This is a genomic window from Eisenbergiella sp. OF01-20, from assembly GCF_003478085.1.
Lineage (GTDB): Bacteria > Bacillota > Clostridia > Lachnospirales > Lachnospiraceae > Eisenbergiella.
The window spans coordinates 57,385-78,390 of the sequence record NZ_QUES01000006.1 but is presented as its reverse complement, the minus strand read 5'-3'; the positions used below and the strand labels follow the sequence as shown (position 1 = coordinate 78,390).

At 48.7% G+C, this 21,006-nt stretch carries 22 protein-coding genes; 3 read left to right on the top strand and 19 right to left on the bottom strand.

Annotated features, from left to right (window positions below; all coding sequences use genetic code 11):
• Nucleotides 1-191: 191 nt before the first annotated feature.
• From DXA36_RS10000 to DXA36_RS09985, 4 genes are read right to left on the bottom strand one after another with little or no spacing between them, the layout of a single operon-like run.
• Complete coding sequence (locus tag DXA36_RS10000) at nt 192-887, bottom strand: flavodoxin family protein (protein ID WP_118678694.1); 696 nt, start codon at nt 885-887, stop codon at nt 192-194.
• Between the two features lie 14 nt (nt 888-901).
• Nucleotides 902-1,933 (bottom strand): suppressor of fused domain protein, encoded by a 1,032-nt coding sequence (locus DXA36_RS09995; RefSeq protein ID WP_118678692.1) that lies wholly within the window; start codon nt 1,931-1,933, stop codon nt 902-904.
• 35 nt (nt 1,934-1,968) lie between these two features.
• A complete protein-coding gene (locus DXA36_RS09990) occupies nt 1,969-2,835 on the bottom strand; it encodes a metallophosphoesterase family protein (protein ID WP_182478999.1) in 867 nt (288 codons plus the stop codon).
• 34 nt (nt 2,836-2,869) lie between these two features.
• Nucleotides 2,870-3,283 (bottom strand): C-GCAxxG-C-C family protein, encoded by a 414-nt coding sequence (locus DXA36_RS09985; protein WP_118678688.1) that lies wholly within the window; start codon nt 3,281-3,283, stop codon nt 2,870-2,872.
• Nucleotides 3,284-3,702: 419 nt separating this feature from the next.
• Here DXA36_RS09985 and DXA36_RS09980 point away from each other — a divergent pair, with 419 nt between their 5' ends.
• Nucleotides 3,703-4,137, top strand: a complete 435-nt coding sequence (locus DXA36_RS09980) for a helix-turn-helix domain-containing protein (protein WP_118678686.1) — start codon at nt 3,703-3,705, stop codon at nt 4,135-4,137.
• 252 nt (nt 4,138-4,389) lie between these two features.
• On the opposite strand, the gene DXA36_RS09975 is transcribed toward DXA36_RS09980, so the two are convergent.
• From DXA36_RS09975 to DXA36_RS09930, 10 genes are all read right to left on the bottom strand, one after another.
• Complete coding sequence (locus DXA36_RS09975) at nt 4,390-4,851, bottom strand: GNAT family N-acetyltransferase (RefSeq protein WP_118678684.1); 462 nt, start codon at nt 4,849-4,851, stop codon at nt 4,390-4,392.
• Nucleotides 4,836-5,120 carry a hypothetical protein gene (locus DXA36_RS09970; protein ID WP_182478998.1) on the bottom strand — a complete coding sequence of 95 codons (285 nt, stop codon included), beginning with the start codon at nt 5,118-5,120 and terminating at the stop codon, nt 4,836-4,838. The genes DXA36_RS09975 and DXA36_RS09970 overlap by 16 nt, the downstream gene beginning before the upstream one ends.
• A gap of 13 nt (nt 5,121-5,133) precedes the next feature.
• Nucleotides 5,134-5,448, bottom strand: coding sequence for a nucleoside triphosphate pyrophosphohydrolase (locus DXA36_RS09965; RefSeq protein WP_118678978.1), 315 nt, complete (start codon nt 5,446-5,448; stop codon nt 5,134-5,136).
• 77 nt (nt 5,449-5,525) lie between these two features.
• On the bottom strand, nt 5,526-6,551 hold the full coding sequence (locus tag DXA36_RS09960) for an NAD(P)/FAD-dependent oxidoreductase (protein ID WP_118678682.1): 1,026 nt from the start codon (nt 6,549-6,551) through the stop codon (nt 5,526-5,528).
• A 98-nt stretch (nt 6,552-6,649) separates the two neighbouring features.
• Nucleotides 6,650-8,695, bottom strand: coding sequence for a M56 family metallopeptidase (locus DXA36_RS09955; RefSeq protein WP_118678680.1), 2,046 nt, complete (start codon nt 8,693-8,695; stop codon nt 6,650-6,652).
• 159 nt (nt 8,696-8,854) lie between these two features.
• A complete protein-coding gene (locus tag DXA36_RS09950; protein ID WP_118678678.1) occupies nt 8,855-9,574 on the bottom strand; it encodes a LiaF transmembrane domain-containing protein in 720 nt (239 codons plus the stop codon).
• Nucleotides 9,574-10,035 (bottom strand): LytTR family DNA-binding domain-containing protein, encoded by a 462-nt coding sequence (locus DXA36_RS09945; RefSeq protein ID WP_118678676.1) that lies wholly within the window; start codon nt 10,033-10,035, stop codon nt 9,574-9,576. The genes DXA36_RS09950 and DXA36_RS09945 overlap by 1 nt, the downstream gene beginning before the upstream one ends.
• A 217-nt stretch (nt 10,036-10,252) precedes the next feature.
• The gene (locus DXA36_RS09940) at nt 10,253-10,837 is read right to left on the bottom strand and encodes a nitroreductase family protein (RefSeq protein WP_118678674.1); all 585 of its coding nucleotides are present in this window, start codon (nt 10,835-10,837) and stop codon (nt 10,253-10,255) included.
• A gap of 42 nt (nt 10,838-10,879) precedes the next feature.
• Nucleotides 10,880-12,280, bottom strand: coding sequence for an MATE family efflux transporter (locus DXA36_RS09935; protein ID WP_118678672.1), 1,401 nt, complete (start codon nt 12,278-12,280; stop codon nt 10,880-10,882).
• 222 nt (nt 12,281-12,502) lie between these two features.
• Nucleotides 12,503-13,510, bottom strand: coding sequence for a DnaJ C-terminal domain-containing protein (locus DXA36_RS09930; protein ID WP_118678976.1), 1,008 nt, complete (start codon nt 13,508-13,510; stop codon nt 12,503-12,505).
• Between the two features lie 225 nt (nt 13,511-13,735).
• Between DXA36_RS09930 and DXA36_RS09925 the strand changes: the two genes are divergently transcribed.
• Nucleotides 13,736-14,332 carry a hypothetical protein gene (locus DXA36_RS09925; RefSeq protein WP_118678670.1) on the top strand — a complete coding sequence of 199 codons (597 nt, stop codon included), beginning with the start codon at nt 13,736-13,738 and terminating at the stop codon, nt 14,330-14,332.
• Between the two features lie 181 nt (nt 14,333-14,513).
• Entirely contained in the window at nt 14,514-15,110 is a 597-nt protein-coding gene (locus tag DXA36_RS09920; protein ID WP_118678668.1) for a uracil-DNA glycosylase family protein, read from the top strand.
• Between the two features lie 135 nt (nt 15,111-15,245).
• Here the strand turns inward: DXA36_RS09920 and DXA36_RS09915 are convergent, their stop codons facing one another.
• The 5 genes from DXA36_RS09915 to DXA36_RS09895 all read right to left on the bottom strand — a co-directional run bounded on the left by DXA36_RS09915 (nt 15,246) and on the right by DXA36_RS09895 (nt 20,963).
• Nucleotides 15,246-15,623 (bottom strand): hypothetical protein, encoded by a 378-nt coding sequence (locus DXA36_RS09915; protein ID WP_118678666.1) that lies wholly within the window; start codon nt 15,621-15,623, stop codon nt 15,246-15,248.
• Between the two features lie 68 nt (nt 15,624-15,691).
• Nucleotides 15,692-17,932: an ATP-binding cassette domain-containing protein gene (locus tag DXA36_RS09910; RefSeq protein WP_118678974.1), complete on the bottom strand. Its 2,241-nt coding sequence runs from the start codon at nt 17,930-17,932 to the stop codon at nt 15,692-15,694.
• Between the two features lie 133 nt (nt 17,933-18,065).
• A complete protein-coding gene (locus tag DXA36_RS09905) occupies nt 18,066-18,383 on the bottom strand; it encodes a DUF6951 family protein (RefSeq protein ID WP_118678664.1) in 318 nt (105 codons plus the stop codon).
• A gap of 184 nt (nt 18,384-18,567) precedes the next feature.
• Nucleotides 18,568-20,055 carry an alpha-N-arabinofuranosidase gene (locus DXA36_RS09900; RefSeq protein WP_118678662.1) on the bottom strand — a complete coding sequence of 496 codons (1,488 nt, stop codon included), beginning with the start codon at nt 20,053-20,055 and terminating at the stop codon, nt 18,568-18,570.
• 20 nt (nt 20,056-20,075) lie between these two features.
• Nucleotides 20,076-20,963, bottom strand: coding sequence for a carbohydrate ABC transporter permease (locus DXA36_RS09895; protein ID WP_118678660.1), 888 nt, complete (start codon nt 20,961-20,963; stop codon nt 20,076-20,078).
• Nucleotides 20,964-21,006 lie beyond the last annotated feature (43 nt).

Here is a 21,006-nt window from a genome sequence, read left to right as displayed (position 1 = left end):
AAACCGCATGTCCGCAGGTTTCAATCATTGCGGGATCCGTTGCTGTTTGATCAATTAATTCCATAATCTTATCAAATAAAACCGTTTTTCTTATTTCCTCATAACTCCGTAAAACAGCTTTCGCTGCCTGATACATCCGGTGGGGAGAACGGTTGAGTTTACTCCCCTTCTGTTCCCGCTGCTGACGGCAGTTACTTCTTTATCCATCCCTGACGGAGATAATGCGCATTGTCCAGGCTTGGTACCGTCTCCCCTTTGAGCACCATTTTATGCTGTGCTTTACACATAGCAAACAGAAGGGCGGTTTTTAAACTCATCCGTCGACACGGAACAGCCGAAGCTGTTTTTCCCGCAAGTTTTTTCATTTTTTTCCGCAGCATTTCTTTATGCTCCGGGGACATTTTGTCTATAAAAATATCTCCCATCATGCCGGCTCCGCAGGTATATATCCGTGACACTCCCATCCAGGTCAGACTGGTTTTCACATCCTTTTGTGCAGAGCCGTTGGGTGCTCCCACACTGTTGGTTATGATCACTGCTGTTTTTTCAAACAACTTTGCATCCGGACGGTGCACCATCCAGTGCACACACAAATGATCCAGCAGGGATTTCACCGCCGCCGGCGCCCGCAGGGCATAGACCGGATAGGCAAAAACAAGGATATCGGCGGATAAAAATGAGTTCCAGATACGATCTGTCTTCTTAAAATGAGGGCACTTTTCTTCCCCGTTCACAAAACAATTTTTACAGCCTACACAGAATTCCGGTAGATCCGTAGGATAAAATTCCGTAATTTGGTGTTCGTTTCCCATATAGTCCAGGAACTGTTCTTTCATAAAATAAGTAACTCCCTTTACGGGGGTTCCGTTAATAACCGTAATTTTCATTTATCCCATCCTTTTTACCGGAGCACTTCCGTTACATTGCCGTCCGGATCCTTTATTTCTGTAGGTACCAGCTGCAGGGTCAGGGGCATAGATGAGAGCTGCCAGCAGCCGTCATGGGGCAAAAGCAGGCTGCACAGCTCCGCAAGCGACTGTTCTGTCAGTGTCAGCAGGAAACACTCTCCGTCTTTCTCTATTTTGGACTGCAGACCAGGCCGGAAGGAAAAAACAGACTCCCGGCTTTGGAGATACAGCTCCCGGCCTTTTCCCACCCGGGCCTTAAGCATGAGGGGCAGGGTTTTGGTACAGACCGTTCCTAAAATAAGGGTACTGCGGTCAGTCCCCGGCACAATTTCTCCCTTTTCCACAAAAAGAAAACCGGTTGATGATCCGTCCGCCTCCATCCCTTCTTCCCAGGCCTGCCGGAAATCCCGGTCCTCCATCAGGGCAGGCCGGTCTAAAACCGTGATACAGAGAGGTATCTTTTTTTCCATCTCCGTCAGGGCCTTCTCCACATTCCAGCACATCGCAGCTTCCAGTTCCTCCCTGGTAACAGCCACTGCCTGCAGGAATATCATATGACCGTTAGGCGTATCCATTTCCCCCAGCTGAGAATCTATACGGAATGCCAGTGCCGTAAGCTGGGTTTCCTCCTCCAGCGCTATAGGGCCGTTGCAGTCCAGATGATGTCCTGCTCCGAAGGCATTCCCCGAGGAAAAGACATACCGGGCCAGATTCTGGAGAAGGTTCACCGGCCATATGGGAGCCTCCTCCTCCACTCCCCGTTCCAGCCGGAAAGTCAGTTCAAAACCATAGCCGCTGGTATCCGGATCGTCGCTTTCTTTATCGTACAGCTCCGTAAAGCCATAGGTAACATAGTGCCAATGAGGCATGCCATCCTCACTTTTCCAGATTTCCACACCGTCCAGGGGATCTTTCCCTCCCAACATGTAAGGAAGCATGGTACCGTAATAAAGGCCGTTCTGTTCCGGATACTGTTGTTTCATAATTTCCGCAATAGCGTCAAAGCCTTCCGTTTTTTCACTCATCCTTTTTTCCTTTTCCTTTCAGCTGCATGTTCTGTCTACAGGACTCCCATTTCCTTGGCGGCCGCTTCCAGATATTCCTCCGGTATGACATACTCTCCGCCTTCTCCTGTAGCAGCCATATAGTTTTCTCTTGCAAGGGCCATTAAGTCCTCCCACCTGTCAATCTTATGGATAAGCAAATCCCGAATCATCCGGCCGAACATAAGAGATTGTTCCAGCAATCCGCTTTCCTCCAGTTCCTCCGCCACCGTTTTTCTATCAAACGGGACTGTGACGAATTCTTCCGACCAGCCCTCCCTGCTTCCATGCAGAATCAGAAATTCTGCCGTCCCCTGCCTGTTAACAGGCGTTCCTATGGATCCGGGGTTAATCACCTTTCCTTTCCCATACTTCCAGCAGCCGGGAAAATGGGTATGCCCGCAGACAAGGAGAGACACGTCATTTTTTTCAAAAAAAGCCTCTGCCTGCTCCCTGTCCGTCAGTCCATCCGCACTTGTCATGGATCCATGGCAATAGGCAAACCGCGGAAAACCTATGCCATCCATGTAACCGTTTATTTCCATCCCGGCAAAAAAATCGATATCCTTTTCTCTTAAATTGTTATAGGTATAGAGGATTGCCCCGGACTGCGTGGAAGGGATTCTCCACCCGTCCGCTGCACCGTTGGCATGCCGGAGCAAAAGCTCCTCTCTGTTCCCCCGGATAAACCGGCACAGTTTTTTCTCTCTCAGTTCATAAATGAGATCCATTGTTTTCTGAGGATAAGCGCAGTTGCTCACGTAATCGCCCAAAAATAAAATCCGTTTAATTCCTCTTTGTTCTATGTACCGAACACAGGCCTCAAGCGCAATGTGGTTACTGTGTATATCACTGAAAACCGCTATTGAAATCGTTTCTTCCACTCCGTCATCCCCTTTTGCCGCATTTTCGGATGCGTTATCCCTGATGTGCCACAATAAAATTATAGGTAAAGGCAATCGCTTCACAGGTAAGTTTTTCACATTTGTGGGGCGGATCCTCCGGCCGGAAGCCTCCCGGACGCAGTTCAAAACACCGTAGGGATCCAAAGATATCCGAAAATTCCTGTGCATAACGGTAACAAGCGGATACAATAGCTTCCTCCTCTTTATGCAAGGAGCTGTAATACATACCTATTGCCATCAGACCGCCTTCCGCCAGGCCGCATTGGGCGCGGAAGCCTCCTGCACCATGAAGCCCGATGGCCGCATGCAGGGTCTGCTCCTTAAGAGATATCGGAAGAAGCTCGCTTAAAACAAGAAGTGTTGTCCTTGCACAATTCACATTCTTATCCCAATATAGTTCGTGGACCCGTTTCTCAACTATTGTCATGGCGGCTTTCCTCCTGCCTGAAGGGAAATGTTCTTCTCTCCCTGAACCGGCGTATTATAGGTTTTATCTTAACACACTCATTCCGATATCACAATAATAGCAGAAAATGGGGGGCAGATAAAAAAATTTGGCATCACCAGCCCCTGCATCCCTGCGGAGCCTGCTGCCCTGCAAGGTTCCTTCCAGGGGACGCTTTTGCTCGGATAATCACGCAGCGGTACAAAGGCTGCAAAAGACGCAGCCCAAGAACCGGCGTGCTTATAACGCCCCTTACAGGAATCCTTGCAGGGCAGCAGGCTCCGCAGGGATGCAGGGGCTGGTGATGCCAAATTTTTTTATCTGCATCCGAAAATGGTCTTGACACATTCCTTATTATTACTTATAATTACTGAAAACATTATTTTTAGGAGCAACAGGTAATGATTAAGTATTATACAGTCGAACAAATAGCTGAATTGCTTACTATCCATCCTAAAACAATTCAAAGATATATCCGGGAAGGTAAACTACGGGCTGCTAAAGTAGGAAAAAGCTGGCGTGTGACGGAACATGATTTACGTGCATTCACGGAAAATACAGAGTTAACAGAATCTAAGAATGTAGAAAAAGAACAAAATAAAGTAAATATTTCCTGTGTTGCCGATATTATGATTGATGAAGCGGACGAGGCAATACGGATCATCAATCTGCTTACAGCCGCTTTGAACGGCAAGCCGGAAAGCTATGAAAACGCAACCATGTATACCCAATATCTGGAACAGGAAAACAAGGTCCGTGTTACCCTGTGGGGACATCTTCTGTTTATGCAGGAAATATTGGAACTCATCTCCGTCGTAACAGGAAGCTCTACTTAAAATGATTGAGAGTAAGAACTGCCCACAGGAGTCAAGTGAACAAGAGAACTTTCAGTTCTCTGCAAGCGCGTTCGTTTGGCTCGTTGTCCGCGGAAATAAACGTAACTACGGTGCGGTAAGCCCGATTACTGCACAAATGATTTAAGAATACAGAAATCCATCCTGTAGCCGGAGGCGGTCCAAGATGGATTTTTGCAATAAAATAGGATGGTAAGGAACAGTTCCAACGAAATAAAAATGTGCTTGATATTCTCATTTTGCGTAGAATACGATATCCATCCCTTCTTTCACATGTTTGGTTTTTCCTGTTTTTTTATAACCCATTTTTTCGTACAAATAACATAGCTTTCTTTCCTGCAAAATCGTGTCAAGTTCCCATCTTTCTGCCTTTTTGTAGTAGTTTTCGGCAATAGTGATTGCACTTTGTGCATAACCGTTCTCCTGGTATTTGGGCAGGATAAAAATCTGTTTTAACTTACATATCTTGTCAAAATCACAAATACGTAACGCACCGATATGCTTTCCGCAAAGAGAAATAAAATAAAAATCAGTAAACGGTTCAAGCAGTCTCTGTATAGTGCGTTCCAGTTTCTCCGCACCCGGACTGTAATCATAATCCTGGTATTGCTTCAACAAAGCAGCGAAAGATTCTGTCTGTAACTCATAAATTTCCTGTGCATCCTTTATACATGCTTTCTCTAAAACAATTGACATGCCCTCCCCCTCCCGGCATTTGACCCTCCCGGCAGTATATGTCCCTCCAACGCCTTTTCCAGTTCCCTTTTCCTCGCTGAACTATCCAGCTCCAGAAAACAGTCAAGCGCAAAAAGCCGGAATACATACCTGTAGGTATTTCTGATAAAGAACGGCTGTTTCGACCCACGGTATTTATTTTTACCATAGCCAATCCCCTGTCTGGCATTCCCCAGTCCGGAAACCTCCTGACCATGGAGTATGTGTTCACCGGTACAGTCTATCGGCATATTCCGCCCGTCCTCAGGATTCCTTGGAAATCAAAAATATCCTTTTCTCAAAACCGCCCCGTTCCGCATGCTTTTTCAGGTACTTCTCCCGCAGTTCCTGCTCCGAATAACCTCTGGCCCTGCAGATAGCAAGGATGACCTCCAGAACATCGGCAAGCTCCTCCAGTGACTTATCTTCCTGATATTCCCGGATTTCTTCCTCTAATTTTCTGTCCAGCGCCTCCAGGTACTCCTCTTCTTCCAAGATACGCAAAACCGGTGTTTCCCCCTGCTTTTTTATCATCTCCGGTATTCTGTCACGGACTAATTTATGATACTCTGTCTTCATGGAACATACCTCCTGTTTCCTTTGTCCTCCCAACTCCTGAAGGGAGATTTCTATTCTCCGGAATCCCTCTATCCCCATCATTCCATTTCCCGGAAGGTTCCGGCAATCCCTCCCACAAAGCTCCATTGCCGCTGCATATAGGCTTGTAAGGAAGCCGTTCCCTTTTGATAGGCGTCAAGCACCTTTTGCGGATGTTCAAAATGGGCTGCCGCCGCTTCCGCCGCCCAATACCCGCTTTCCATCCCCGCGGAAATCCCTTCCCCCATGGGGTTGAGAAAGCCTGCGATTTCACCGGCGAACAAAATGCGGCCTGTTCCGTAATCCACCCCGCAGCCGGGCCGGATATGGGGCATAAGCCATTTCTCCGCTTTCGTCTCTTCCTCTATGTACAGGCTGTGTTCTTTTTTCATATAGGAAAGAAATTTCTCATAATAGGATTTAATTTTATCGGCTTCCTTGACCGACACCCCCAGAACGAGAAGATTATCCTTCACATTAAACCAGGCATCATACTGGGATAGTTCAGGCTGAAGATACGCGTAGAAATAATGGTAATCCAGGTCAATGCTTCCCCGGTTAAAGGTCTGGAAGGTGGTAATATATCCGTTGTTTTTCCCCAACAGACTTCTTTTCACCGCTCCGGTAACACCTTCGCAGTCCAGGACATATTTTGCTTTTTCTGTGTATGTCTTTTCACCATGCAGGATAACGGATACAGAATCCTCCTGTTCTTCACAGGAAACAGCCATTGTTCCGTCCCGAAGCTGTACCCCTTTTTCCACCGCTTTTTCAGCAAGCCAATTATCAAAGCTGCTGCGCCATACATTCAGCCCCTCCTGTTCAAACCGGTATTCTTTTCCATAATCATTTGTAAAAATCATCCCCCTGTTTTCTTCTGGGGCACACATCGTATGAACCGGGGTTTCCTCCCCGATATAAAGCTTCACGAAATCCATGGATTTCTTTATCAGGACACCGGAACAGGACTTGTACCGGGGCAGCCTGCATCTTTCCACAAGAAGAACCTTCCGCCCTTTCTCCGCTAATCTTCCGGCAGCGGTACAGCCGGCCGGCCCCGCGCCTATAATGATGCAATCGAACATTTGGTTGCTCCTTTTTCTTACGCTTTCTGGTCTGCAGGATATCTTATTAGCTTATTATATTTCATCCGTGGAATATCAGCAAGGGATAGCGAAAGAAATTATGAAAACCATGCCAGGAAGGTATAGGGAATGTGAGCTTCCATGTTACTGCGCAGCATGCTTTCCGACAGCTGTTTATAGGTGAGGTTTCCCAGGTCGGAAGCCACAACGTTTTCCGCACCGGTTTCTTCATCCCGGAGCCAGTTAAGGTATCCGGCATGGGAAACTGTTATATCTTCCGTATCCGTTTCCTTCCATTTGTCACGGCTTTGGTCTGTCAGGATCAGATAACCCTTTCCCCAGCATTTGACGGAAATAAGGATCATGTCGCCTTCTGTGGTAAGCTGGCCGATGAGGATTGTTTGCGCGACCACCTTTGTACTTACCGCATCTTCTGCTAAATCGGCGGATTCCAGAGGCTCCGGCTGATATGGTACAGAAGGCAGGGTTCCTTTGCCGAAGCCGGTATTTACATAAAAATTCCACAATGCCTGCCGGAGTGTATCTTTTTCGCCCGTTGCCGGGGACACATAAATACCATATTCCGACGCGTTGTCTGCATGCAAATCCTCCGGCAGGGCCTCCAGGCGTTCCCGTTCCTCCTGAACCAGGTTACGGCCTGTAGCCTCCCATATATCCAGCTCCAGCAGCTGGTCCTTTATCATTTTCTGCTCTGTCTCCAGACCGGCCAGCTGATTGTACAGTTCCTGCTGCCCTTCCGCTTTTTTATTATAACGCAGGATCCATTCCTCTTTTTCATCCTCCGGCGCTTTTTCCATTTGTTCAAGAAGGGCATCCATCTGCAGGTTCCATGCTTCCAATTCCCCTGTTATCCCCGCTATTTCCTTCTGCAGACGTTCTTTCTCCTCCGTCAGGCTCTGTCGTTTCTTCTCTGTTTGGTTATCCTCTTTTTCTTCTCCGCGGCTTTCTTCCCCGGACGCCGTTTCCTGTGCGGTCTGTGTTTCCGCAGGAACCGGGAGCGGCCCGGAACCGGCCGTATTTTCCGTACGGATTCCGGAAAGCAGAAGGGCTGCTCCCACTGCTGCCAAAATTACAAGAGCTATTCCCCATCGTCCCGGAGTCATATGTGGTCTGCGAAGCACATTTTTAACGCGCCGCTTCGTATCGCTTTCACCAAAGGATACCGGAAGCAGCAGGCCGCTCCTTTTCACGGAGACGGACAGGAGTACTCTGGAATAAGCGACCCGGATATCCTTTTTGGCATCCGCAAGCGCCTGTTCGTCACAGGCCATCTCCATATCCCGGGTCATAAGCCGAAAACTGAGCCATGCCAGGGGATTAAACCAATGGATAGCGGCTGCGGTAAAACAGGCCAGCTTAACTAAGGGATCCTTTCTTTTCAAATGCGCCCTTTCATGGGCCAGGATCATTTCCTCCTCTTCCTCCGACAGACCGGGAGGAAGGTAAATTACAGGTTTGAAAATACCAAATACAAAGGGACCTGCAATCCCGGCACTTATCCGTACATCCCCGCCGGTTCCGGGTTTACCGGCCGCAGTCCGCAAACCGGTTTTCAGGCGGGCGCCCCGGATCAACATACTTCCAAAAAGGAGAACCATTCCCAGAAGCCAGACGGCGGGCAGGAACGGTACTGTTTCTTTCAGGGAAAAGGATGCCAGAAACTTTGCTGTTACGCTCCCGTATCCGGGCATCCGCCCTTTGACGCCGGCCTCCTGCCCCGTGTTCCCTGTCTTGCCTTCCGTACCTGCCAAGAGGGCACCTGACATACTCCCTTTGGAATCCGCCGCGTTCTTTGTGTCCTCTTTTTCCGCTTCTGCCAAAAGGGGGTCTCTCCCTGCCTCATCCGGCAGGATATCCTCAGTCAGGGAAAGGGATGGTCCTATTATAGGAAACTGCCAGGAACTTTCAAACGAAAAGGGAAACAAAAGCCGCAGAAACAGAAGAAGCCACAGCCAGCAGCAGATTTTCTTCGGCATTTTTTTCAGCACGCTCCTTCGCAGTATCCAAATAACCAGGGCAGCCAGCCCCGTCCGTAAACTGCAGTCAACCACCTGGCAGAATAATGGGTATAATGTATCCACAGCCTTTTTTAAGCCGCTCCACATATGCAGCATCAGTTCCATGCGGGCACCCCCTTAGCATTTCCCGGTATTCCTTCAACAGCAAAAAGGTTTATTCCAATAAACCTATTATGAGTTTATCAGAATAAACCTCTCCTGTCAATCCTGGTACTGACTATCTGCGCGGGCATCATTAAAATGGAAGTCCGCCTGCCTCTGTTTTTAAATATAGTATATTTCCAAAGTTCCGAAGGAAACATCCCCGTCTATCGTAAGCATTTCGGCTTCGTCGCCTCTGCAGAAGCCGTGCTCCTCCACATGGCCGAAGGAGGAGGATACATTGCAGATCACGCGCCATCCCACGGGTACATAAAGCTCCATGTTGCCGAAGGAAACATCCACTTTTACATGAGCCGCATGATCCTGAAGCATCGCATTGTTAAAATAAACCGTCAGACCGCCGAAGGAACTGCTCAAATCGGCACTTTTCAGCCGGGAACACTGGATGTATTTCACGGAAGAATGAAAACTTACCTCACAGTTTACCTGTTCCGATCCGTCGTTTCCCACTTCCTCATGGTACTCCACTTCACCAACTTCCCCGTTATTTCCCCTGGCACAGATATAATGCCCGTGGCGGTGCCTGGAGGGGAACAGTATATTCAGCCCGATTGTCCCAAGAAGGGCCGCTCCCAGCACCGGCCAGGGAACCAGCTTCTCAATCCCCAGCAATGAGCTGTTTACAATTGCCAGAAATGCCGCAGAAAACAGGATTGTGCCCCAGCTTCTGTGGATTATGCCATTTACCAGCACTCCTAACAGACCGATGGAAAACAGGACCGACCAAAAACCCACGCCTCTGAAAACCCCCAGCCTGCCAGCAAGGACGGCAAAAGCTCCCAGCAAAAACAATAATCCCCAAAACACATTTTTTCTTTTCATTATATTTTTCTCCTTTTCTCTCCCAGCCTCTCGATTAAGGCTTTATAATAATTGCGGGAAACATAAACCTTTTTGGAAGTTTCATAAAATTCCACAATACTGGAAGCCGTCAGGTTCCTTGTTATGGAATAAATGGGATCCAGATTAACAATGGTGGATTTGGATATCCGCATGAAGCTTCCCGGGAGACTTTCCTCCAGTTCATAAAGCTTACGGTCCGTCAGATAAAGCTTATCGGCCGTATGGGCCTGTACCTGCTTCCCTTCCGTTTCAAAAAACAAGATCCCTGCCAGCGGGACATAATATTTGGTATCTCCGCACTGCAGAGCGATGCAGCAGTCTCCCGGCCCGGTATCCACCGCTATCTGCTGGAGTCTCAGGATATGCTCCTCTACCTGCCTGCACCGGATAATCACTTCGTCCTCCGTCAGTTCCGGTTCGATTTCGATTCTGACCCTCATAATTTCACCTTTCGCATTACTCCATTGTTTTCTTGCCCTGCTGATAGTTATCATTATACAGATACGTAAGGATTCGTAAATAGAAAAGAAGCAAGAGGTTAACTTTGGGAAGCAACAGGTTCGTTTTCAGATATCACCTGAAACCTGCAAAAAAAGAAAGCCCACTCATACATCATGAGCAGGCTCTCCCCATATCCCTTACCGATACTTCTATTGCCTATAACCGCCATTCCACGGCTTCTGCCATACCCTTCCGCGGCCAAGGCCACGGTGACTCCTGTGCATACCCCACAGCCATCACCGCAGTCAGATCGCCTCCCGCCCAGTCACATAATTCCCTGTAAGCAAAATAGGTATCACATATCCACAGGCTTCCCAGCCCCATCTGCGTGGCTGTAAGAGTCATGTTCTGAACGGCGGCTCCTATGGACTGCGCATTGCAGATCGCAAATATACGTTCCTCCGGGGAAGCGGCGGCACAAACATCCAGTCCCAGGGTATTGACCACCAGAATAAGGACCGGCGCCTGTTCCATAATCCGCAGGGTATTTTCCGCTCCTTTGAGATAACCGGCGCTTCCGGGAAGAAGCGGCTGTACTTTTTCCCGTTCCATCCCTGCAGCCATAGCGGAAAGGAAGCCTTCCTTTTCCTTTCCGCCGGTTACGATAAATTTCCAGGGCTGCCTGTTTTTGGAGGACGGTGCCAGCATCCCGGCCCGTACAATCTCCTCAATCGCAGCAACAGGTACGTCGTCCCTTCTGTATTTCCTGATACTCCTCCGGTTTTCAACAGCATACAGCATGACAAGCTCCTTCCCCTGTGGTTATCTCATACAGGACACCGGTCATTCTCCGCAGAGATTATTCCCTTCCTGTCCCCCCATGGCCTTCAGCTTGTGCATAAAATGCAGCAAAAACGGCACCGATGCCGCCATTGTACATGCGTCTGCCAGGGGCTGTGCAAGTTGAACCCCCAAAACACCGCAAAAACGGGGCAGTACAAGAATCAAAGGAAGGAAAAAGACCCCCTGCCTGCACATGGCAAGAAAGGTGGCGCTTCCGGACTGCCCGGTGCTCTGCAGCGCCATATTCGCGGTCGTGGTGATCCCGCAGAAAGGCATGACCAGACATTGCGCCCGCAAAGCGAAGCTTCCAAGTTCGATAACCACCGCATCATCTTTCCGGAAAGCCATCATGATCTGTGGGGCAAAAATAAAAATAACCAGGCTGAACACCGCCATCACCACAGTACCGACAATGGAGGTAAAGCGTATGGCTTCATGGACTCTGCCGTATTTTTTAGCCCCGTAATTAAAACCGGCCACCGGCTGGAAGCCCTGTCCGAAGCCCAGCATCGCGGAAAACATAAAGAACATGAGCCTTCCTACGATACTCATAGCAGCCACGGCGGCATCCCCGTATAGAGCCGCATTCACATTTAAAGCTACCGAAGCAATGCTGGCAAGCCCCTGCCTGCAAAGGGTGGGCATCCCTGTTGTAAAAATATCCACGTAGGTCCTGAGCTTCCTGGAAACCATGGTAATACGGAGACGTACATCACTTTTTCCTTTTAAGAATAAAATGAGCAGAATAAGAAAGCTCACCGTCTGGCTCAATGCCGTCGCAATGGCCGCTCCCGCCGTCCCCAGGCCAAAACCGAAAATAAAGATAGGATCCAGGATGATATTAAGGATACCGCCGGTACCGATTCCCAGCATCCCCAGCACGGATTTCCCTTCACAGCGGAAAATATTGTTCATCACGAAGGATGCACACATGATAGGCGCTGCGAGCAGGATATACTGTCCGTAATCCCTTGCATAGGGAAGGATGGTTTCCGTGGCTCCCAGCAGCCGCATCAGCGGCGTTACAAAAAGGGAACCCAGCACCGTCAGCAGCAGGCCCAGCACAATAGCGGTAAAGAACCCGGTACTGGCTGCGCAGGTCGCCTTTTCCTGTTCCTTCGCCCCCAAATGCAGGGATACGATAGTCCCGGCTCCCATTCCCAGGGTAAATCCGATTGCCTGTATGATCGCCATCAGGGAAAACACAATTCCCACCGCCCCTACCGCGCTTGTCCCCAGCTGGGACACGAAAAAGGTATCCGCCATATTGTAAATAGCAGATACCATCATGCTTATAATCGTAGGGATCGCCAGCGTGGTTACCAGTTTGGGAACCGGCGTCTGTGTCATTTTTTCATAATGCGCCTGTCTGCGCGCTTCCTCTTGTGCCATTGCTTCCATAGTTACCCTCATCCTCTTTCCATGTACTTTTTACTTCTCATGGGGACAATCAAGACGTCCGCATAAGAACGGGCTGGCAGGAGAAAATGCTTCCCCTGCCAGCCGGATAATTGCCGTTATAAATAATAATAGCACAATTTGAATGGGCATACCAGACATTAGTAACAAAATAGATAGGAAAGAAATTTTAAAGTTATTGTTCACTCAGTACTGTGCATTCCGTCATGCGGCGCTCCCCTTCTTCCCGCCGCGCCGGTTTGTCCCGCACGCCTCTTCAAATTCTCTTAATTTTTCTTTTGCTTCCCGGCTCAGGTTTTTAGGCACCTGGATCTGTACGGTTACATAATGATCCCCATGTACGTTGGGGTTTTTCATGGATACAATACCTTTTCCTTTCAGCCGAATCTTGCTTCCCGACTGGGTTCCTTCCCGGATTTTACACATAAGCGTCCCGGAAAGTGTCTGTACCGGAACTTCTCCGCCCAAAACAGCCGTGGTAAAAGGAATGGATATCGTGGAATACAGATCCATGCCCCTGCGCTCAAAGCCGGGCCTGCTGCCCGCCTTTACCTTAAGAAGCAGATCTCCCGGCTCTCCGCCTCCAAGGCCCGGCATCCCTTTTCCCCGAAGCCTTACGCTCTTTCCGTCCTCAATGCCGGCCGGTATATGAACCTGCAGGGACTGCATCTGTCCGTCCGCATTCTGAAGGCTGATGATTTTGTCACAGCCAAAGGCCGCTTCGTCAAAGGTGACTTCCACCTGTGCACGTAAATCCTGCCCCTTCCTACGATATTCCCGGCCGGCGAAGCCGTTCCCGGTAAAACCGTCCTCTCCGAAACCATGATAGGAGAAGCCGCCGGATGTTCCTTTCGATTGCCGGAACATGTCACCAAAAATATCGCCGAAAATATCATCCATATTCCCCTGTTCAAAATGATATTCCCGGTATCCTCCGCCCTGCGGCCCGTTCTTCGTATAAGCGCCCGGATCCGGCGCGGATCCGTCAAAGGCGGCATGGCCGAATCTGTCATATAACTTTTTCTTTTCCGGATCACTCAGGACGGAATATGCTTCCGTCACTTCTTTAAACTGCCGTTCTGCACGCACATTGCCTGCATTCTGATCCGGATGGTATTTTTTCGCAAGCTTCCGGTATGCTTTCTTAATGGTATTGTCGTCTGCATTTTTATCTATCCCAAGGATTTCATAATAATCTTTTTTGGCTGCCATAGTCATCACCTTCCGTCCTTTTCCTTAGCGCCTGACCAACACAAGGTTATAATTATATTTGTTATATATGTAATATAACACACGCAAACAGATTGATCAATAGGTAAAATCTATAATTTTTACCGTCTCACAGGCCTGTATTGCAGACAATACAGATACCCGGACCCTGGATTGCCAACGGATTTTTATAATGGTATACTGGCAGCAGGAGAAGAGGTGGCTGTTATGGTAATGCTTGATCGGGGATGGGGCTATTTGTGTGACAAAAGCAAGCCGGAACGCAAGGAAGCGTTGTATCAATATGCCGTAAATTATGTGGAACCGGTACTGGAGAACTACCCTGAATTAAAGGGAAAGGTGTATTTGGCGTTAAGAAAACACGGCTTTTTTGCCGAATACGATCCGGTGAATCATATTATCGTACCAGAAAATGCCTCAAGCCGCTATGGAAAGCATCTTCTGATGTCGATAACGGCACATGAAATGGGACATCTTCTGCAATATGAGTTCGATATTGAAAAAGACAAACAGTCTTTATGGACGGAGATGCAGGCTACCGTGATTTCCTGGGAAAGAGGATTTGCAAAGGATTTTATATTATCTTTTCCCGAAAATTGCAGCAGAAGTACTTGCTGCGGAGAAGAAAAGCATGGCTATTTTCATTGTAACCTGTTTTTTGAAGGCTGCTGCAGAAACTGTTCCGTCCGTGACATGGACAGGCGGGCGGAAAAACTGGAGGCAATCGCCAGAGAATATAAAATAACTGATGTGCTGAACGTTACCGAATTAAAAGAGAAAATAAAAAAAGCGATGTGCGGATAAAAAATACCGGGTTCGCAACCGCAGAGACGGAATTTTATTACCTGGTAAAACCTGACATAACGTGTCAGGTTTTATGGTTTATAATGCTGACTATAGAAGGTATTATCTGCCGCTAATGGAAATAGGAAGTGTTAATTAAGAAACAAACAGTATCATTAAATTATTACAAAGGAGCATACAAATGAATATTCGGAAAGAGTTAGAAAAGGCAGTGGGTAGCAAGGAAGAAATTCAATTATATGATTTAGACATCGACCCGTTGAAAATCAAGGCCGTCATGATAAATGAGGTCGTTCCGGCCGATCCTTCCCAGGATTTTTACGGAAAGGCCGATGCGGACTATTTGTCGACAACAATACCTCTTTTTCAGAAAGCAGGGCTTCCGGTAACGGATATACAGGACATCCTGCAGATGGGCATCTACATTACAAACGCAGTGAAAACGCCCAAATCCGGTTATGCGGTTGAAAAAAGCAGTATTGAGAACAGTCTGCCCTATCTGGAACAGGAACTTGCCTTGTTCCCGGATTTAAAAGTGATTATGCTTATGGGAGATGTTGCAAAAAAAGCATTCAACATGATCGCCAAAAAAGTGACAAAGAAAAATGCCGTCCCTGCCGTTTCTACCTATAAGCTCCGAAGCAGTGAAATCTACTATGGGAATATCCGGATAATGCCTTCTTATATTATGACGGGCGGCAATATTTTAATTGAGAAATCCAAAGTAGAAATGGCTTCCGCGGACATTGCCGAAATGGCCCGTCTGGTCCGGCAGTAAACAGCATGGATTTACCAGGAACCGGATACCTCCGCACCGGCAGCAGGCAAAACGGTTCGCCGCAGAAAACGCGAACCGTTTTGTCCCCAGGCCGAAACCTGCAGTTACCGCCATATCACCGTTTTCTATTGCCTGTTAAAACAGATTGGGAATTGTCACAAAAACCGTGTAGAATCCATACAGCATACCTACCAATGTGAGGATAAGGAAAAACAATAGGATATTTTTTATCGTATGGATATCATTGCATAAACCAAGGAACATATCTTCTTTATCCGGCTTTTGCATTTCTGCCGCCTTCTGTTGCTCTACTGTATTCTCTTCCGCTTCCTGTTCTGCTGTATTTTGGTCTAATACCGTCCTGTCGGAATGTAAAATATCCGATGCCACTTTCATAGCAATATCTGTATAACCATTTTCCGGTTCGATGATTTGGGCTAATTTGTCATCCGGCATTTTAATGAACTGTGCATATAACCGTTTATATTCTTTAGAATCCCCTGACTGCAGCATGCTGTTTGTTCCCCCTCTTTTTTATTTTTCTTTCAAGCACAAATCCATTATAACAGGAAGCAGCCGTTTCAGGAACATATTTTCCGCAAGCTTTCCGCCGTGAGCGTTTCCGCATGCAGAATCATATCCACCGGTGTTCCCGTGAATACAATTTCCCCTCCGTTCTTGCCTCCATCGGGGCCGACATCAATAATCCAGTCGGCCTGCTTCATCACATCCAGATTATGTTCAATGACAAGGAGGGTATTTCCTTTGGAAACGATGGTATCAAACAGCTTGAGAAGTTTTTGGATATCAGAGGGATGCAGCCCTGTGGTAGGCTCATCCATCACAATGATATTCCCTTTCTTCCCCAGGTTCTTTGCCAGCTTCAGTCTCTGCCGCTCCCCTCCCGACAGGGTACTGAGCGGCTGTCCCAGCGTAAGATAGGACAGACCCGCCTGTTCCAGGAGTTTTATCTGCCGTGTGATTTTAGGATTGTCGAAGAATGTCATGGCTTCGGAGGCCGTCAGGTTCAAAATCTCCACAATATTCTTTCCCTTGCAGGTGCACGCCAGCGCTTCTTTGCTGTACCGGCTTCCGCCGCAGGCTTCACACTCCGTAACGATAGGATCCATAAATGCCAGTTCCGTCACTATTACCCCTTTTCCGGCACATGCCGGGCAGGCTCCGGCGGAATTGAAGCTGAACAGCCCTTCTTCTTTTCCGTTCTCTTCTGCCATAAGCCTTCTGATTTCATCAAAGAAACCCAGATAAGAGGCGGGCGTGGAACGGTTCGTTGCGGTTATCGGACCCTGGTCGATTAAAACGGTTTCTTCCGCGTATTTCTTCGCAAATATCTTCGTAATCAACGTGCTTTTCCCGGAACCTGCCACTCCTGTCACAACAGTCATAATGCCCAGCGGGATATCCACATCTATATTTTTCAGGTTATGGAGGGAGGCCTGGCGTACCGGCAGGCTCCCTGTCATCCTCCGGGGATGCTGTTTTACCGGCAGGGATGCGCGCAGCGCCCGTCCTGTCAGGGTATCCGCACTGGCAAGCGCTTCATAGCTTCCTGAAAAAACAATTTCTCCGCCCTGCCTTCCCGCCTGCGGTCCGACCTCAATTACATGATCCGCAATGGATATTACATCCTTGTCATGCTCCACCACCAAAACGGTGTTTCCCTTATCCCTCAGCCGGATCAACAGCTGATTCATGCGGTAAACGTCCCTGGGATGCAGCCCGATGCTTGGTTCGTCGAAAATATAAGTCATACCGGTGAGGTTGCTTCCCATATACCGCACCAGTTTCAGCCGCTGCGCTTCCCCGCCGGAAAGGGAGGAGGATTCCCTGCCCAGGTGCAGATAGGGCAGGCCGATTTCTATCATACGGTCCAGCCCGTCCATCAGTTTCTGTACTACAAGATCCACATTTTTATCGGAAATGCAGGAAAGGGTCTCCCGCAGCCGGGTAAGCTCCATATCACACAGATCCGCGATGGAAAATCCATTGATTTTACAGGCGAGCGCGGTTTCATTCAGACGTTTCCCGCGGCAGACAGGACATTCGGCTTCTGTGATCAGTTCCCGCGCCTTTTTCTGGGTATGCCTGCTTTTTCCGCTGATATCCCGGTTTAAAAAGGTGTCCTTATATTTGTTATACAGGCCCGTCACTTTCGGATTTTCCGTTTCCCCGCCTCTAATCCGGGAACCGTACAGAAGAAGATGGTATTCCTCCTTGGAATATTCCCGGATCGGCTTGTCAAGATCAAACAGGCCGGACTGTGCATATTGCTTCCAGTACCATGTTCCGGGTTTGAAAAGAGAGTCCCTGACACAGCCTTCGTTCCATGATTTCTCCGGTTCAAGGAGGCTTTCCATATCGATTTCGGCTATTTTCCCAAGGCCGGAGCAGGTCTTACACATTCCGGAGGGGTCATTAAAGGAAAAACAGGAGGATGTCCCGGCGCCGGGTATCCCGATTCTGGAAAACAAAAGGCGAAGGCCGGAATACAGGTCACTGATCGTACCCACCGTGGAACGGGCATTCCCTCCGAGAGGAGCCTGATCCACAATGACGGAAGCCGTCAGATTATCGATCAGCTCCGCATGGGGTTTTCTGAACTTGGGCAGCCTTCCCTGCACATAGGCCGGGTAGGTTGCATTCATCTGCCGCTGTGCTTCCGCCGCGAGGGTATCGAATACAATACTGGATTTCCCGGATCCGGATACCCCGGCGAATACGGTGATTTTCCCCTTGGGGATAGTAAATGAGATGTTTTTCAGGTTATTCTGTGTGAGTCCTTTGACTATGATATCAGGCATGGTTTCCTCTTCCTTCCCGGGAACTGCGCGTATCCCGTCCGCTTTGAATCGTTTGCTGTAATCATTCATTATACGTACTTACAGGAAACCATTCCTGACATTTTCTGCTGCGTTTTGTCCGCACCTTTTGTGTTTACAGAAACTTTATCTGTGCATCCGCAGGCAGGGCCAGCCTGCATTCCACTTCCGCACATTTAATAATTCCTGCAATCACCGGACAGGCTGCATGAATCGGGAAATGTTCTCCCGCATATTCAAACAGCGGGCCATGTCCCGGTTTCACAAGGCAAAACTCGAATGCGTCAAACATATCCCCCAGTTCTTCCATCATTTTCCGGACGCTTTCACATCCTGATTGGACTGTTATTTTTACTTCTTCCTGATCTTCGGATACCGCCTCCACTTTTGTTGTAAATCCGCAGATACCCGGCTGAATCTGTACAGTTGTCATTTTCCTTTTCTCCTTTTTGTTATTCTTATTTCAAAAAATAAATCTTCTGCACACGTTCGGACTTATCTGAACGGTTACGATCTCGATCTTCTCCCTTCATGATAAGCCTTATGGGATATCTGTCTTGTAATTTTATTGGTAATCTATAAATTTTTTTAGATTTACGATAGGATCTTTTTTCCTTTTACTTTACAATTCTTGCTTCCATTGTTACGACCCCGGCCTTTGGCACTGCGAACTCACGGCTCAGATCCACACTCTGTGTGCGCACCGTCACCCGGTTCGGCTCTTCAAAGGTGTTATGGGCATGATAATCCTCCTCGGCAAGCACCTGCATCTGTGCTGTCCCTTCCAGTTGTTTTCCAACCGGTGCCAGGCAGAGCGAAGCGTCCTGCTGTGCGGATAAATTGGCAATGGTTATGGTTACCAAATCGTCTTTATAGGAAGCCGATACGGACAGGTTCTCAATTTCCTCTTCCTTTTCCTCCCTGCCGATAAAGGGAATCCGCTCCTTTTCCACCGCCGTACGGATAGCTGCAGCCCCCTGGTGCCCTTTGTACATATCGAAAACATGGTATGTGGGGGTTACGATACAATGTTCTCCCGATGCCAGGAACAGCGCGTGCAGATTATTTACAAGCTGTGCCACATTCGCCATGAGAATCTTCCCGCAATGGTTATTGAAAATATTCAGCGTCAGAGCCGCGACAACCGCATCCCTCATGGTGTTCTGCTGTTCAAACAGGTTATATCCCCTGCTGGGGCCGGAACCGTCCGGATGCCAGCAGCCCCATTCATCTATCACCAGCTTTGCATGTTCCTGCATGCCATAGGCTTCCACAATGCTCCAGTGTCTCTTCAGTATCTCTTCCATACGGAGTGCCTGTTTTATCTGCTGATACCATTCATCCCGGGTAAAGTCCACCGGATCCCCGGCAAATCCGCAGTAATAGTGCAAGGACAGGCCGTGCATATGCATTTCGGAGCTGTCCATGGTTTCCAGGAAATTTTTCGTCCAGGCATAATCATCCCCGTTGGGGCCGCAGGCGATCAGCACCTTCTCGTTCTGCATGTTATCCGCCAGGGAGGAGAACCTCCTGAATTCATGGGCATAATGCTGCGGAGTCATGTTGCCTCCCCCGCCCCAGTTTTCATTGCCAATTCCCCAGTATTTCACATCGAAGGGGGCGGGATGGCCGTTTTGTGCGCGTTCGTCTGCGAGGCTGGTTGTCCCCTCCGGGGAATTGCAGTAGTCCATCCAGCTGCGGATATGGAGGGGAGAGACAGAAGTCAGATTCGCCGCAAAGTACGGCTGTGTTCCCACCTGTTCACAAAAATCCATGAATTCGTGGGTCCCCACTTCGTTTGTTTCATATCTTCCATCCCAGTTCGTCCACCAGTTGGGGCGTACCGGCCTTTTGCTTCCGATGCCGTCCCGCCAGTCATAGGTTTCCGCAAAGCAGCCTCCCGGCCATCGGAGTACCGGAGGGTGTATCGCTTTGAATTTATCAATCAGGTATTTGCGGAAGCCGTTTGTATTCTCCACGGGGGAATCTTTTCCCACCCACATGCCATCATAAATGACGCCTCCGATATGTTCTGCGAAATGGCCGTATATCTCCGGTGCAATGGTTCCCAGTTCCTCTGGAAACAGTAAATAAAGTTTTTTCACTTGTTCCTCTTTCCTCTCTGTTATTCTTTCACCGATCCCAGCGTCAGACCGGACACAAAAAACCGCTGCATGAAGGGATAGAAAATGACGATAGGCAGTGACGCCACCACAACCTTGGCTGCATTGAAGGTTTTCAATGAAGTCAGTACCTCCAGTTCTTCCGCCGTCAGGGAGGAGCTGGAAACATCGATATTCGAATTGGTCAGTGTCTGGATATAGCTCTGCAGGGGCATATTGCTGGGCGTATTCATGAGCAGCAGCCCGTCAAAGAAGTTATTCCAGTGGCCCACAACGGAGAACACGGTTACCGTGGCTATGGCGGGCAGCGCCAGGGGCACACAGATCTTCATCATCATCTGGACCGGATCGATCCCGTCCAGCAGCGCCGATTCCTTGATTTCCCTGGGCAGGTTGCGGAAGAAATTCATCAGAAGGATGGTATTGTATACCGGAAGCGCCCCGGGAATGACCAGCGCCCATATGGAGTCCATCAGGCCGGTGGCCTTGATAATAAAGTACCAGGGCACAAGGCTTGCCCCGAACATCATGGCAAATATCAGAAACCACATATAGACCTTACGTCCGGGAAAATCCTTCTCATCCTGGGACAGGGCGAAGGCGGTGATCACCGTAAGAACCAGGTTCAGCCCGCCGCCCAGCACCACTCTTTGTATGGATATCCACATCGCCTGCATGAATTTGGCATCTGTGAGCAGCACCTTATAAGGGGAAAAGGACAGCTCCACAGGCCATAGGTACACTCTGCCCGCCAGAGCCGCATTTTTACTGCTTAAGGACAGTGCCACCACATGCATGATCGGTATCAGGCAGCTTAAGCCAAACAATAGGAGCAGCACCAGAACCACAGCATCGAATGCTTGGTTTTTCCATGATTTATATTTTTTCATATATCCTCTTTTCCGCTGCCGGAGAACAGCTGTTGCATAGCGG

Bases quoted from the DNA above. Each gene is read 5' to 3' on its own strand.
- DXA36_RS10000 (WP_118678694.1), bottom strand. From the start codon at position 887: ATGAAAATTACGGTTATTAACGGAACCCCCGTAAAGGGAGTTACTTAT.
- DXA36_RS09995 (WP_118678692.1), bottom strand. From the start codon at position 1,933: ATGAGTGAAAAAACGGAAGGCTTTGACGCTATTGCGGAAATTATGAAA.
- DXA36_RS09985 (WP_118678688.1), bottom strand. From the start codon at position 3,283: ATGACAATAGTTGAGAAACGGGTCCACGAACTATATTGGGATAAGAAT.
- DXA36_RS09980 (WP_118678686.1), top strand. From the start codon at position 3,703: ATGATTAAGTATTATACAGTCGAACAAATAGCTGAATTGCTTACTATC.
- DXA36_RS09975 (WP_118678684.1), bottom strand. From the start codon at position 4,851: ATGTCAATTGTTTTAGAGAAAGCATGTATAAAGGATGCACAGGAAATT.
- DXA36_RS09970 (WP_182478998.1), bottom strand. From the start codon at position 5,120: ATGCCGATAGACTGTACCGGTGAACACATACTCCATGGTCAGGAGGTT.
- DXA36_RS09965 (WP_118678978.1), bottom strand. From the start codon at position 5,448: ATGAAGACAGAGTATCATAAATTAGTCCGTGACAGAATACCGGAGATG.
- DXA36_RS09960 (WP_118678682.1), bottom strand. From the start codon at position 6,551: ATGTTCGATTGCATCATTATAGGCGCGGGGCCGGCCGGCTGTACCGCT.
- DXA36_RS09955 (WP_118678680.1), bottom strand. From the start codon at position 8,695: ATGGAACTGATGCTGCATATGTGGAGCGGCTTAAAAAAGGCTGTGGAT.
- DXA36_RS09950 (WP_118678678.1), bottom strand. From the start codon at position 9,574: ATGAAAAGAAAAAATGTGTTTTGGGGATTATTGTTTTTGCTGGGAGCT.
- DXA36_RS09945 (WP_118678676.1), bottom strand. From the start codon at position 10,035: ATGAGGGTCAGAATCGAAATCGAACCGGAACTGACGGAGGACGAAGTG.
- DXA36_RS09940 (WP_118678674.1), bottom strand. From the start codon at position 10,837: ATGCTGTATGCTGTTGAAAACCGGAGGAGTATCAGGAAATACAGAAGG.
- DXA36_RS09935 (WP_118678672.1), bottom strand. From the start codon at position 12,280: ATGGAAGCAATGGCACAAGAGGAAGCGCGCAGACAGGCGCATTATGAA.
- DXA36_RS09930 (WP_118678976.1), bottom strand. From the start codon at position 13,510: ATGGCAGCCAAAAAAGATTATTATGAAATCCTTGGGATAGATAAAAAT.
- DXA36_RS09925 (WP_118678670.1), top strand. From the start codon at position 13,736: ATGGTAATGCTTGATCGGGGATGGGGCTATTTGTGTGACAAAAGCAAG.
- DXA36_RS09920 (WP_118678668.1), top strand. From the start codon at position 14,514: ATGAATATTCGGAAAGAGTTAGAAAAGGCAGTGGGTAGCAAGGAAGAA.
- DXA36_RS09915 (WP_118678666.1), bottom strand. From the start codon at position 15,623: ATGCTGCAGTCAGGGGATTCTAAAGAATATAAACGGTTATATGCACAG.
- DXA36_RS09910 (WP_118678974.1), bottom strand. From the start codon at position 17,932: ATGCCTGATATCATAGTCAAAGGACTCACACAGAATAACCTGAAAAAC.
- DXA36_RS09905 (WP_118678664.1), bottom strand. From the start codon at position 18,383: ATGACAACTGTACAGATTCAGCCGGGTATCTGCGGATTTACAACAAAA.
- DXA36_RS09895 (WP_118678660.1), bottom strand. From the start codon at position 20,963: ATGAAAAAATATAAATCATGGAAAAACCAAGCATTCGATGCTGTGGTT.